This is a genomic window from Pseudonocardia sp. CA-142604, from assembly GCF_050948475.1.
Classification (GTDB): Bacteria; Actinomycetota; Actinomycetes; order Mycobacteriales; family Pseudonocardiaceae; genus Pseudonocardia; species Pseudonocardia alaniniphila.
In genome coordinates this window covers 1528176-1540792 of record NZ_CP192045.1, presented here as the reverse complement: position 1 = coordinate 1540792, position 12617 = coordinate 1528176, and the positions used below count along the sequence as shown (strand labels likewise).

Genomic DNA, 12617 nt, shown 5'->3' with positions numbered 1-12617 from the left:
CCGCGACCTCGAACGACAAGCGGCGCGCCGGGATCCGCAAACGGCCCTACTACCAGCCGGTAACTCATTCCGGCTCTGATACGCCGTTCAGCGCTCGGCTGTAACGAGTCGATCATCGATGCGGACGGCGAGCAGCGCGACATCGTCGCGGAGGCGGTGCGGACTACAGGCCGCCAACAGCTGGTCGACGACGGCTTCTGGTTCTGATCGGGGCTCCATCGCGGCGAGGGTGCGCTCCAGCAGCTCGGTGCGCTCGTCGGCGTCCTCCCCCGCGATGTCGGTGAGCCCGTCGGTGTAGAGCAGCAGGATCGAGCCGGGCGGACAGCGCAGCACGGCCTCCGTGCGCCCCGGGTCGGCCGCCCGGCCGAAGCTCCGTACGGCCCCGATCATCGGGGAGGTGTGCTCGTCGAGCCGCCGGAGCGTGCCGTCCGGCCCGAGCAGCAGCGGCGCGGGGTGCCCGGCGTTGGCGTAGCGCAGGAGCCGATCGTCGCTGCCCTCGATCGGTTCGATCCGCGCGTACACCGCCGTGGCCATGGCCGCCATCTCCAGGCCCTGCACCAGCTGGTCGCAGCGGTCCAGCACCGACCCGGGAAGGCCACCGTCCCAGGCGTAGGACCGGACGACGCCGCGCAGCTGTCCCATCGCGGCCGCGGCCTGCAGGTCGTGCCCCACCACGTCACCGACCGCCAGCCCGACGGATCCGTCGGGCAGCTTGAGCACGTCGTACCAGTCCCCGCCCACCTGGTTGCCGTCGACGCCCACCAGGTAGCGCGCCGCCACCTGCAGTCCCTCGACCTCCAGCACGGCAGGCAGCAGGCTGCGTTGCAGGGTGACCGCCGCGGCGTGCTCCACCTCGTACAGGCGGGCGTTGTCGACGGTGAGGCCGGCGCGGCCGGCGATGTCGGTGGCCAGGTGCAGATCCCGCGAGCCGTACCGACGTCCGTAGGGATGCTGCGTGACGAGGGTGAGCGCCCCGAGCACCCGGCCACGCGCCCGTACCGGCACGACCATGACCGACCGCATCCTCAACGTGTCGTACACGGCGGCGGCAGCAGGGTCCTCGGGGTAGCGGTCGTCGCCGTGCTCGGGCAGCTCCGGCACGAGGACGGGACGATCCCCCACGAGCACGCTCCCGGTGTCGCTGCCGCTGCTCGGCCGGTTGCTGCGCAGCCTGCCCAGCTCCTGCATGCGCGCCTCGTCGGCGAGCTCCCTGGCCGCCACTGCGATACGCAGCGGCACGCCCGTGCCCGGCCGATCCAGCAGGTCGACGGCGCACACGTCGGCGAGCTCCGGCACGAGGCTCCGCGCGAGCCGCTCGCACGCGTCGGTGACGCCGAGAGCACCGGTCATCTGCGTGGTCGCCTCGGCGAGCAGCCGCAGTTGGCTGCGGGCCTCCTCGGCCTCGGCGAGCGCGTACCTGCGCTCCTGCTCGACGATCACCCGCTCGGTGACGTCGGTCTGCACGCCCACGAAGTTGATCAGGTCGCCCTGGCCGTCGAACACGGGGGAGATCGAGACCTGGTTCCAGAACGCGGTGCGGTCGCGCCGGTAGTTGAGCAGCAACTCGGTGATCGGTCTGCGGCGCTGGAGCGCCTCGTGAATGCGCTGCACCGCCGCCCGATCGGTGTTGGGTCCCTGCAGGAACCGGCAGTCCCGCCCGACGATCTCGTCGTAGGAGTAGCCGGTGAGCTTGCAGAACGAGGGGTTGACCCAGATCAACGGGTTCTCGCCGTCCCGCGCGACGGTGATGGTGAATGACATGTCCGTGGCGATGACGGCTCGGTCGCGCAGCATCTCGAGCCGCCGCCGATCGCCGTGCTCGGTGCCGGAGAGCTGGAGGAACACCACCAGCGCGCGGGCGTCAGTGCCGTCGCCGAAGCCGGAGGGCACCATCCCGGCGGGCGCCTGGGAGAGGCTGAAGCCGGTGACCCAGAGCAGCCTGCCCTCGCTGGCGTCGCGCTGGGCGGCGGTGACGCGCCCGCCCCGTCGCGCCGCGTCGGTCACCGCCACCGGCTCCCCCGCCACCGGCACGCCGCTCGCCACGAGCGACAGCGGTGAGCGGGTCTCGCTCATCCGCCTGCCCCCGAGGTCGGTGAGCCCCGCCGCGTCGCTCCAACCGTCGATGGCGACGGGCAGCCGCACGCGGTGACCCGTGAGCTCGATCGCAGCCTCGTTCGCGTAGACGACCTGCTGTCGTTCGAGGTCGATCACCAGGACTGCGGCGGGAGCGCCGTTCAGCACCTGTGGAAGGTCTGCAACGGGGTGCGCCGTGCGGGCACCGAGGTCTCTGCCAGCCTCCACCCGCCCCAGGGTAGGGCGGCACGCCGTTTGCCGCGCCCCGATGTCCGGAGCGACTAGCCGATCCCGAGGCCGAACACCTCGAGCAGCGTGTAGATGCCGAGCAGGCCGATGGCCAGGCTGCTGACGACGAGCAGGGTGTTGAAGGCCGAGCCGCCACGCAGCCGCGGATCGGTCTCGGTGCTGCGCAGGTACCAGACCGCCACCACCGTGGCCACGAGGAAGATGCCCGTCATCACGCCGCCGATCTGCACCATCACCACCGGCGACTGGATGGTGAGGTAGACGGCCGCCCACAGGAGCGGCAGGGCGACCGTGAAGATGCGGATCCAGCGCAGCCGCGCAACGGGGTCCTGCCAGTCGAGCACGCCCATCGTCGCGAGCAGGTTGACATACATCCGCGACCAGCTGGGCACGGCCGCCCACATCGTCGAGCCCAGCACGGCGATGGCACCGATCAGGAAGGCGATGCTCGCCCACTCACCGAGCACGTCGGTGTAGATGCGCGAGAGCGTGGTGATCATCCCGTTGCCCTCGGGCACGAGGCCCTGAGGGTTCAGCACCGCAGCGCCCATGAGATAGAAGGCGAGCGTGCCGAAGGTGTAGACGAGCCACGAGACGAACGCGTCCTTGTACATCACGCGGATCCAGCCGTTGGCCCGGCGCACCCAGGCCTCGCTGCCGTCGTTCGGGCCGGTCCACCGCGCGTAGCCCTTCTCGATGCACCAGTACGTGTAGAACGTGATCTCGTCGGCGCCGACGCCGGTGATGCCGAACATCGCGATCGCGGCACCGACCGCACCCGCGGGAATGAGGAACGTCAGCCCGCTCGCCACGTCACCGGCGCCGTAGGCGAACGGCGTGAAGGGCAGGCCGAGGGCGATGCCGACCGTGACGAACGTGAAGATCACCACGAGGAGCACCGCTCCCCGCTCGATGAGCCGGTACGAGTTCGTCCAGAGCAGGGCGATGCTGCCCAGCGCGAGCATCGACGTCCAGATCAGGAGCGACTGGAAGGCCAGAGGGTCGGGCCCGAACGGCAGCAGGATGCTGAACGCCACGGCCGTGCCGCCGATGATGCCGCCGAGCTGCAGCAGCTTGGTGAGGGCCAGCACCATCCACAGGACGTTGACCCAGCCCATCCGGCCGATCCTGGGCGGCACCCTGTTGTAGCCGGTGAGCGCGGGCTGCCCGGTCGCGATGGTCCAGCGCGCCAGCTCGACCTGGACGGCGACCTTCACGAACGTGCTGAAGATGACCAGCCAGAGCAGCGCGAAGCCGACCTCCGCGCCCAGCGTGGTGGTGGCGATGAGCTCGCCCGATCCCACGATCGACGCACTGAGGATCAGCCCCGGGCCGAGGTAGCGGAAACTGGCCCTCCACCCGACCGGCGGATCCTTGATCCCCTCCGGCGTCAGGGTGTACGGATCGGTGCTGGTGGTCTCGGGTGTGGCAGACATTCGGCCCCCGTCGGCGTTGACAGCGAGTACCCGATGATGGACAGATACCCCCGATCGGGTCAATGCGACATATGCACCGCGGGGCGCCGCACGGTCACACGAGCTCGGGTGGCGCCTCCGCCTCGGCGCCGATCGCTCGTTGCATGAAGGCCACGTCGTGCCACCTGCCGTGCTTCCAGCCGACGCGGCGGAAGGTGCCGATCTCCTCGAACCCCATGGCGCGGTGCAGGCCGACGCTCGCGTCGTTGGGCAGCGTCATGCCCGCCACGACGGTGCGGAACCCACGCTCGGCCAGCCGGGCGAGCAGCGCCTCGTAGAGCACACGTCCCCCGCCGGTGCGCTGCCTGCCGCGTGCGAGATAGACGCTGACCTCGCACGACCAGTCGTACGCCCGCCGCCCGCGGAACGGGCCGCCGTACGCGTAGCCGATCACCTGCCCCTGGTCCTCCAGCACGAGCCAGGCGTGCGTGCGCACGGCGTCGGCGATGCGCCGGGCCATGACCCCGGGCTGGGGCGGCTCGCTCTCGAACGAGATCGCCGTGTCGGTGACGTAAGGGGCATAGATCTCCGCGCAAGCCCGGGCGTCGGCGTCGCATGCGTCCCGGATCCGGGCGGACACAGCAGTCATGGCAACGATAGTAAGCAAATCGGCCCCTATAGTGACAGTTGTGTCCGACTCGCTCTCCGCTTCGCTCGCCGCGACGCTCTCCGCCGCCCGACGATCTCGCGCCCTGTCGGCCAGTGCTCTCGCGGAGCGCTCCGGTGTCTCGCGAGCGATGATCGGCAAGATCGAACGCGGCGAGGCGCAGCCCACCGCGGTCCTCCTCGGCCGCCTGTCGGCGGCGTTGGGTATGACGCTGTCCGAACTGGTGGCCCGCGCCGAGGGCGGCGACAGGCGCCTCGCACGGGCCGCGGACCAGCCGACGTGGACCGATCCGGAGACCGGCTACCGTCGCCGTGCCGTGTCACCGATCAGCGGCGGGCCGCTGGAGCTCGTCGAGGTCGAGCTGCCGGCGGGCGCGGAGATCTCGTACGCGGCCGACACCTACGCCTTCAGGCACCACCAGATCTGGATCCTGGAGGGCCGGCTGCTCTTCCGCGAGGGCGACACCGACCACGAACTCGACGCCGGCGACTGCCTTCAGCTCGGCCCGCCGGCCCCGTGCACGTACGCGAACACGACCCGCGAGCCGGTCCGCTACCTGGTGGCGCTGACGAAACGCGCCACCTGACGCGACGACCGGAACCCCGCAGCGGCGGATGTCCCGGTCGTCGGTGGCGCGTCAGTGGTTGTCGCGGGGTATGCCCATCGTCTGGGCCACACGCTGGTAGGCCACCGCGGGCTTGAGGACCATGCCGCCACTGAGCTGGTCGACCATCGAGCGCTGGATCTCCTGCCACGGCGTCTGCGACGGGGGCATCGGGTAGCCGCCCGCCTCCTCCAACTGCCGCCGGCGCTCCGCCAGCTCCCCGGGATCGACGAGGACGTCGGCGGCGCCCGTGTTCAGGTCGATGCGCACCGTGTCGCCGGTGCGCAGCAGTGCCAGCCCGCCACCGGCCGCGGCCTCCGGGGAGGCGTTGAGGATCGACGGCGAGCCGGACGTGCCGGACTGGCGGCCGTCACCGATGCACGGCAGTGAGTGCACCCCGCGCTTGATCATCGCCGCTGGGGGCTGCATGTTGACCACCTCGGCCGAGCCCGGATGACCCAACGGCCCGCCACCGCGGATGACCAGCACGGAGTCCTCGTCGACGGCGAGCTCGGGGTCGTCGATCCGGGCGTGGTAGTCCTCCGAGCCGTCGAAGACGACGGCCCGGCCCTGCAGGACGTTCGGATGGTCCGGGTCGCTCAGGTACCGCTCGCGGAACTCCGGGGAGATCACGCTCGTCTTCATGATCGCGCAGTCGAAGAGGTTGCCGCGCAGCACGAGGAACCCCGCGTCGCCGACCAGAGCGTCGTCGAAGGTGCTGATCACGTCGCGGTCACTGGCCACCGTGGCGCGGCAGTTCTCCCCGATCGACGCCCCGTTCACGGTGCGGGCGTCCTCGTGGATGAGACCGTGCGCCATCAGTTCGTTGATCACCGCGGGCACGCCGCCTGCGCGGTGGAACTCCTCGCCGAGGTACTTGCCTGCCGGCTGCATGTTGACGATCAGCGGAACGGTGAGCCCGAGACGCTGCCACTCGTCCATCTCCAGCGGCACGCCGATGTGCCGCGCGATCGCGGTGATGTGGATCGGCGCGTTCGTCGACCCGCCGATGGCGGAGTTCACGACGATCGCGTTCTCGAAGGCCTCGCGGGTGAGGATGTCGGAGGGCTTGAGGTCCTCGTGCACCATCTCCACGATCCGCCTGCCGGTCGCGTGGGCGATGCGTGCACGGTCGCGGTGCGGAGCGGGGATCGCCGCGCAGCCGGGAAGGCTCATCCCGAGCGACTCGGCGAGGGCGTTCATCGTGGACGCGGTGCCCATCGTGTTGCAGTGCCCCGGCGACGGCGCCGACGACGCCACCAGCTCCACGAACTCGGCCTCGTCGATCTCACCGGCGGCCAGCATCTCCCTGGCCTTCCACACGATGGTGCCCGAGCCGGTGCGCTCGCCGTTGTACCAGCCGTTGAGCATCGGGCCACCGGACAGCACGATCGCCGGGATGTTCACCGTGGCCGCCGCCATCAGGCAGGCGGGCGTGGTCTTGTCACACCCGGTGGTGAGCACGACCCCGTCGAGCGGGTAGCCGTAGAGCACCTCGACCAGGCCGAGGTAGGCCAGGTTGCGGTCCAGCGCCGCGGTGGGGCGCTTGCCGGTCTCCTGGATGGGGTGCACCGGGAACTCGAACGCGATGCCCCCCATCTCCCTGATGCCCTCGCGCACGCGGTCGGCGAGCTGCAGGTGGTGGCGGTTGCACGGCGAGAGGTCCGATCCGGTCTGCGCGATACCGATGATCGGCCTGCCCGACTGCAGCTCCTCCCGGGTGAGGCCCCAGTTCATGTACCGCTCGATGTAGAGCGCCGTCATCCCCGGGTTGTCCGGGTTGTCGAACCACGCCTGGCTGCGAAGGCGACGTTGCCCGTCGGCGTTCATCCATGCTCCGATCTCGGTCAGGGGGTGAGCTGGCCGCCGTTGATCTCGATCACCTGGCCGGTGATGTAGCCGCTCATCGCCGGCGATGCGAGGAACAGCACAGCGCCGGCACACTCGTCGGGCCGCCCGGCACGGCCCATCGGGATGCCGCTGAGCATCCCCTTCATCTGCGCGTCGGACGTGTGGCGATCGTGGAACGGGGTGGTGATGATTCCCGGCGCGATCGCGTTGACCCGGATCCCCTCGGGCGCGAGCTCCTTGGCCAGCCCACGGGTGAAGGTGCTGACCGCGGCCTTCGCCGTGGCGTACACGACCGAGCCGCCTGCACCGCCGGTGCGCGCGGCCACGGAGGTGACGTTGACGATCGATCCCGATCCCTGGCGGCGCATCACCGGCACGGCCTGCCGGCTCGCGGCGAAGACCGACGTCATGTTGACGTCCATCACGCGCGCGTAGTCGACGTCGGACGTCTCCGCCACCGGGCCGCGGCGCAGGAGGTCACCGGCGTTGTTCACGAGAACGTCCAGCCGCCCGAGCCGGGCGACGACGTCGTCGACGACCGCGGCGGCCCCGTCGGGTGGCGCGAGATCGCCCGAGACCTCCACGGCCGTGCCCCCGGCCGCCCCGATCGCGGCGACGACCTTCTCGGCCCCCTCGCGGTTGCGGTGGTAGTGCACCGCAACGCGAGCACCGTGGCGGGCGAAACCTTCGGCGACAGCCGCGCCGATCCCGCTGCTCGCGCCCGTGACGAGCACGACCTGATCACTGAAATCGAGCATCCCGTCCGTCCCTCATCACATGACTGCCCCGAGTTGCCAGGGCACGAACTCCTCTTGACCGAAGCCCAGCTCCTCGCTCAGGGTCCGGCGACCGGACGCCGTCTCGAGGATCAGCTCGAAGAGCTCACGACCGACGTCCTGCACCGACGCGGCACCGTCGGCGATGACCCCGCAGTTGAGGTCCATGTCCTCGGCCATCCGCGTGTACATCTCGGTGTTGGTGGCGAGCTTCAGGCTGGGGGTCGGCTTGCAGCCCAGCACCGAGCCACGCCCGGTGGTGAAGCACATGACCGTGGCTCCGCCCGCCACGATGCCGGTGACCGAGACCGGGTCGTATCCCGGCGTGTCCATGAACGTGAATCCCTTGTCGGTGACCTTCTCGGCGTAGCGGTAAACCGCCGTCAGGTTCGTCGTGCCGCCCTTCGCGACGGCGCCGAGCGACTTCTCCAGGATCGTCGTCAGCCCGCCGGCCTTGTTGCCCGGCGAGGGGTTGTTGTCCATCGACCCGTGGTTGTCGGCGGTGTAGCGCTCCCACCACCGGATCCGCTCGACGAGCCGGTCGGCGACCTCCCGGCTCACCGCCCGGCGCGTCAGCAGGTGCTCGGCGCCGTAGATCTCCGGGGTCTCGCCGAGCACCGCGGTGCCCCCGTGGCGCACGAGCAGGTCGACGGCGGCGCCCAGCGCGGGGTTCGCCGTGATGCCGGAGTAGGCGTCCGAACCGCCGCAGTTGAGCCCGAGCACGAGCTCACTCGCGGGGACCGTCGTGCGGCTCACGTCGTTCGCCGCCGGGAGCATCGCCTGCAGTGCCGCGACGCCCGCCCGCATCGTGGCGGCTGTGCCGCCCTGTTCCTGGATCGTCATCGTCCGCACGGGCGTGCTGGGGTCGATGTTCCACTCGTCGGCGACGCCGGAGATCTGGTTGACCTCGCAGCCGAGCCCGAGCAGCAGGAAGCCTGCGAAGTTCGGGTGCTCGGCGTAGCCGGTGAGCGTGCGCTGCAGGACGGCGAGGCCCTCGCCGTCGGCGGCCATCCCGCACCCCGTGCCGTGGGTGAGGGCCACCACGCCGTCGACGTTCGGGAAGGCGTCGAGCAGGCCGGGGCGGCGGAACTGGTCGGCGATCAGCTTGGCCGTGGTGGCCGAGCAGTTCACCGACGTGAGGATGCCCAGGTAGTTGCGGGTGGCCACGCGACCGTCGGCGCGGACGATGCCCTGGAAGGTGGCGCGCTCGGCCTCGGGCACCATCTCGGTGGCCGTGACGTCGGACCCGGGGGCGTAGTCACGCTCGAACGCCTTGAACTCGACGTTGTGCGTGTGCACGTGGTCGCCGGGCTCGATGGCCGTCGTGGCGAACCCGATGATCTGGTTGTACTTGCGCACGGGCTCGCCCACCGCGATGGCTGCCGTGGCGACCTTGTGCCCCCGCGGCACGGCCCGGCTCAGCGTGAGCCCGCCCGCGGTGGTGCCCTCGTCCAGATCGCGGAAGGCGACCACGACGTTGTCGGCCTCGTGCAGCCGTACACCGATCTCGTCGACATCCACCGACGATGCCCTGCTCATCAGCCCTCCAGCTGCCCTTCGTCGTCGAAGACCATCGGAACGGCCTCACCCGTGACCTCCAGGCCCGGGTGGGCCAGCACCTGTTCGCGCAGCGACTCCGACACCCACAGGTGCTCGAGGTCGAGGGTGTTGCGCATGCGGACGAGCGTGACCCCTTCGAGATCCGGCCGTCCGCAGGTGAGGATCGCGGCGGCGATCGCGCTCCGGTCGGTGGCCATCGCCATCGGCACCTGCGCGCGCTGCGGGCCGCCGAGGCCGGAGGTCATCGCGTTGATGTAGACGGCCTCCAGATCGATCCGCTCCAGCAGCCGGAACGGCACGAAGTCGGCGAGGCCAACGCCCACCGCGTTGCCGTGGGAGGCGTCGCTGACGTCCAGCACCGCGATGTTGGTGATGCGCGGGCGCTCGAACTCCGCGCTGCCGCGGATCATCATCCGGCCGATCACGTTGGTGTCCATGCCCGCACCGGAGTAGTTCTTGCCCAGGAGATCGATCACGGCCACGTCGATGTCGTCGAAGGGCAGGGTGGCCATCCTGCGCTTGGCGTCCAGGAGCAACTCCGCCTCGACGGGGCCACCGATGTCCTGGGCCGCGACCAGCTCGATCCGGGCCGCCCGGTCACCCGCGTTCTCGATGATCGCGAGGCCGCCGAGCACCTTGCCCGTCTCGACGATCCGGCGGGCCACCTGCGGGATCCACACGCCGAGGTTCGCGGGGCCGTACCGGTGGATGCCCTCTGCGCCGCGCCGCTTCCCCAGCCCGATGGCGACGATCTTGGCAAGCCCGCTCTCCACCTCGTCCGAGAAGTCGGTGTGGGCCTTGATGCGGTTGACCGCGAGGATGCCGTCGGCCTTGGCCGCGTTGGCGTCGAGGTGCACAGCCGGGCCGTCCGGCACCCGGTCCAGCTCGACCGTCTCCATCGTGGCGTGGATCGGCATGCCGAGCGACTCCTCGGTCATCCCGAGCTCGGCGAGCAGCTGCACCTGTCCCTCGGCGGTGGCGCCGCCGTGCGAGCCCATCGCCGGCACGACGAACGGCTCGGCGCCGAGCGATCGCAGCCACTCCCCCGCCGCGCGCACCACCGCGGACTTGTCGTGGATGCCGCGGCTGCCGGCCGTGATCGCCACGGTCATGCCGGGGGTGACGCGGGAGCGCAGCGGCTCCAGGGCCGCCGCCGTGGCCGCCGCGACGTCCTGGATACGCGTGTCGTCGAAGAGCTGGCGGACGGGCAGCAGGTGCGGGAAGGGCGCGTCGAACTCCAGGCCGCGGACGGCCTCGAACGGGCCCAGGTGGTTGGTCACTGCTTTTCCCTCATGACGGCCTCTCCCCTCATGCGCGGGCGGCCGCGCGGGCCTGCGCCATCGCCGCCCCGACGGTGATGGCCTCGACGAGGCTGTCGGCGCTGGCCTTGCCGGTGCCCGCGATGTCGAAGGCCGTGCCGTGGTCGACGCTCGTGCGCACGATCGGCAGCCCGATCGTCGCGTTGACGCCGGTCTCGAAGCCGAGCACCTTCACCGCGATGTGGCCCTGGTCGTGGTACATCGCGATGGCCACGTCGAAGTCGCCCGCTACGGCCCGCCCGAACAGCGTGTCGGCCGGCCACGGTCCGCTGGCCGCGATCCCCTCGGCCTTCGCCTGCTCGATCGCCGGCGTGATGACCTGTGCCTCCTCGTCGCCGAAGAGGCCGCCCTCGCCTGCGTGCGGGTTGAGCCCGGCGACACCGACGGTCGGCTTGTCGATGCCCATGTCGCGGAGGGCGGCGTGGGCGAGCCGGATCGTGGTCAGGACGCGCTCGGTGGTGACGCGCTCCAGCATCGTGCGGATCCCGACGTGGGTGGTGACGTGCACGACGCGGAGCTTCAGCGCGGTGAGCATCATCGCGAAGTCGGTGGTGCCGGTGAGGTCGGCGAGGATCTCGGTGTGGCCGGGGTAGGGGTGGCCGGCGAGCGCGATGGCCTCCTTGTTCAGGGGCGCGGTGACGATGCCGTCGATCTCACCCGCGAGCGCGAGCGACACCGCGAGCTCCACGCCCTCGAAGGCGATCTGGCCCGCCTCGGCGGAGAGCTGCCCGACGGGCACGGCGACGTCCGACGGCACGGGGAGCACGTCGAGCGTGCCCGGCTCGAAACGCGCCTCCCCGGGGGAGGACACAGCACGCAGGGCAGGCGGGTCGGGCACGACCGCCGCGGCGGCGCGCAGGGCCTCGAGACTGCCGATCGCGAGCAGCCGCGCCTCCGCGACCCGCGGATCACCCGCTGCCTTCAGTGTGACCTCCGGTCCGATGCCGGCAGGGTCACCAACGGTCAGCCCGAGCAACGGCGTCATGGGCGCACCTCCAATGCCTCCGCGGCGCGGCACAGTGCGTCCTTCGCACCGAACCCGCCCGACTTGGTGACCACCGGGATAGAGCGGTCCCTCATCACCATCTCACCCTGCGGCAGGCCCGGCGTCACTTCCGAGAGCAGGCACACCTCGTGAGCTCCGAGGACGGTCGCCACCGCGAGGGCGGTGGCACCGCCGGTGAGAACGAGCCCGGCGGACGGCGCAGCGTCCACCACGGTGGTCACGACCCGCGCGAGCTCCGCGGTCAGCGCCACCGCCTGCGGGCTGTCCGGTTCGACCTCGCCGGTGACCTCGCAGGTCAGCACGATCCGGCGGCCGGCACGCAGGGCAGCCGCCACGGTGGCAGCCGGGGACGTCCCCCCGGGACGGATCACCACGAGCTCGGCCCCGCAGCCGATGGCGTGCTCCACCTGCGCCGTCGTGGCGGCATGCGCGGTGCCGACGACGAGCAGCACACCCGTCGCGGCCGCTCGGGCTCCGCCCCGTCGGGGCCGGGGTTCGCGCAGGGCGGCGAGAGCACGGGAGAGCCCACCCGAGCCGACCGCGACGGACCCGTCCGCGACGATCCCGCGGGCGATCTCCGTCAGGTCGTCGTCGGTCTCGGCGTCGGCCACGCGCACACCGGGCGGGAAGTGGTCCGCCACGCGTTCCACGGTCGTCTCACCGTGAACGACGAGCGCGCCGTGCCGGACCGTTCGGCCCTGGCCGGGAAAGGCAGGGGTGGCGACGGCGCCACCGCCGCCCCAGGCGTCCAGCGCGACCGCCACGTCGGCGCGCACCCGCCCGCGCAGCGTGGAGTCGATCTTGACGAACAGCATCTCGGGACCCCAGTCCCGGATGCGGGAGACCGTGGCCCGCATCCGCCGCGCGGCTTCGGCTTCCAGCCGCCAGCGGTTGTCGGTGAGCAGGGCGAGCACCTCCGCGTCCGCGGGCAGCACGTCGCAGGTGGGCAGGACGACCGAGACATTCAGCCCGCGGGCGGCGAACGGGGCTGCGGCGTCGGCGGCGCCCGTCAGGTCGTCGGCGACGATGGCAAGGTGACGGACGGTGCCGGGAGCCACTCGTGCGATGACCTCCGTCGGGAGGGAAACGGCCGCTTC

At 71.2% G+C, this 12617-nt stretch carries 10 protein-coding genes; 1 reads left to right on the top strand and 9 read right to left on the bottom strand.

The genetic code is table 11. The features are described 5' to 3' along the window. Positions 1-87: 87 nt before the first annotated feature. The 3 genes from ACQPZQ_RS07105 to ACQPZQ_RS07095 all read right to left on the bottom strand — a co-directional run bounded on the left by ACQPZQ_RS07105 (position 88) and on the right by ACQPZQ_RS07095 (position 4386). Positions 88-2301 (bottom strand): SpoIIE family protein phosphatase, encoded by a 2214-nt coding sequence (locus ACQPZQ_RS07105; RefSeq protein WP_433293239.1) that lies wholly within the window; start codon positions 2299-2301, stop codon positions 88-90. 53 nt (positions 2302-2354) lie between these two features. Next, positions 2355-3758 (bottom strand): Nramp family divalent metal transporter, encoded by a 1404-nt coding sequence (locus ACQPZQ_RS07100; protein ID WP_433293237.1) that lies wholly within the window; start codon positions 3756-3758, stop codon positions 2355-2357. 94 nt (positions 3759-3852) lie between these two features. Continuing rightward, on the bottom strand, positions 3853-4386 hold the full coding sequence (locus ACQPZQ_RS07095; protein WP_433293235.1) for an N-acetyltransferase family protein: 534 nt from the start codon (positions 4384-4386) through the stop codon (positions 3853-3855). 40 nt (positions 4387-4426) lie between these two features. Here ACQPZQ_RS07095 and ACQPZQ_RS07090 point away from each other — a divergent pair, with 40 nt between their 5' ends. Continuing rightward, entirely contained in the window at positions 4427-4990 is a 564-nt protein-coding gene (locus ACQPZQ_RS07090; RefSeq protein ID WP_433293233.1) for a helix-turn-helix domain-containing protein, read from the top strand. Positions 4991-5041: 51 nt separating this feature from the next. Here ACQPZQ_RS07090 and ACQPZQ_RS07085 read toward each other — a convergent pair whose 3' ends face one another. From ACQPZQ_RS07085 to ACQPZQ_RS07060, 6 genes are read right to left on the bottom strand one after another with little or no spacing between them, the layout of a single operon-like run. Continuing rightward, positions 5042-6838 carry an IlvD/Edd family dehydratase gene (locus tag ACQPZQ_RS07085; RefSeq protein ID WP_433293231.1) on the bottom strand — a complete coding sequence of 599 codons (1797 nt, stop codon included), beginning with the start codon at positions 6836-6838 and terminating at the stop codon, positions 5042-5044. Between the two features lie 17 nt (positions 6839-6855). Further along, a complete protein-coding gene (locus tag ACQPZQ_RS07080) occupies positions 6856-7617 on the bottom strand; it encodes an SDR family NAD(P)-dependent oxidoreductase (RefSeq protein ID WP_433293229.1) in 762 nt (253 codons plus the stop codon). 15 nt (positions 7618-7632) lie between these two features. Continuing rightward, the gene (locus ACQPZQ_RS07075) at positions 7633-9174 is read right to left on the bottom strand and encodes a UxaA family hydrolase (RefSeq protein WP_433293227.1); all 1542 of its coding nucleotides are present in this window, start codon (positions 9172-9174) and stop codon (positions 7633-7635) included. Continuing rightward, a complete protein-coding gene (locus ACQPZQ_RS07070; protein WP_433293225.1) occupies positions 9174-10475 on the bottom strand; it encodes a hypothetical protein in 1302 nt (433 codons plus the stop codon). Before ACQPZQ_RS07070 ends, ACQPZQ_RS07075 begins: the two co-directional genes overlap by 1 nt. Before the next feature lie 28 nt (positions 10476-10503). Beyond that, positions 10504-11499, bottom strand: a complete 996-nt coding sequence (gene pdxA, locus ACQPZQ_RS07065; RefSeq protein ID WP_433293223.1) for a 4-hydroxythreonine-4-phosphate dehydrogenase PdxA — start codon at positions 11497-11499, stop codon at positions 10504-10506. Further along, positions 11496-12578: a four-carbon acid sugar kinase family protein gene (locus ACQPZQ_RS07060; RefSeq protein ID WP_433293221.1), complete on the bottom strand. Its 1083-nt coding sequence runs from the start codon at positions 12576-12578 to the stop codon at positions 11496-11498. The genes pdxA and ACQPZQ_RS07060 overlap by 4 nt, the downstream gene beginning before the upstream one ends. Positions 12579-12617: the final 39 nt, after the last annotated feature.

Bases quoted from the DNA above. Each gene is read 5' to 3' on its own strand.
- ACQPZQ_RS07085 (WP_433293231.1), bottom strand. From the start codon at position 6,838: ATGAACGCCGACGGGCAACGTCGCCTTCGCAGCCAGGCGTGGTTCGAC.
- pdxA (WP_433293223.1), bottom strand. From the start codon at position 11,499: ATGACGCCGTTGCTCGGGCTGACCGTTGGTGACCCTGCCGGCATCGGA.
- ACQPZQ_RS07075 (WP_433293227.1), bottom strand. From the start codon at position 9,174: ATGAGCAGGGCATCGTCGGTGGATGTCGACGAGATCGGTGTACGGCTG.
- ACQPZQ_RS07095 (WP_433293235.1), bottom strand. From the start codon at position 4,386: ATGACTGCTGTGTCCGCCCGGATCCGGGACGCATGCGACGCCGACGCC.
- ACQPZQ_RS07100 (WP_433293237.1), bottom strand. From the start codon at position 3,758: ATGTCTGCCACACCCGAGACCACCAGCACCGATCCGTACACCCTGACG.
- ACQPZQ_RS07080 (WP_433293229.1), bottom strand. From the start codon at position 7,617: ATGCTCGATTTCAGTGATCAGGTCGTGCTCGTCACGGGCGCGAGCAGC.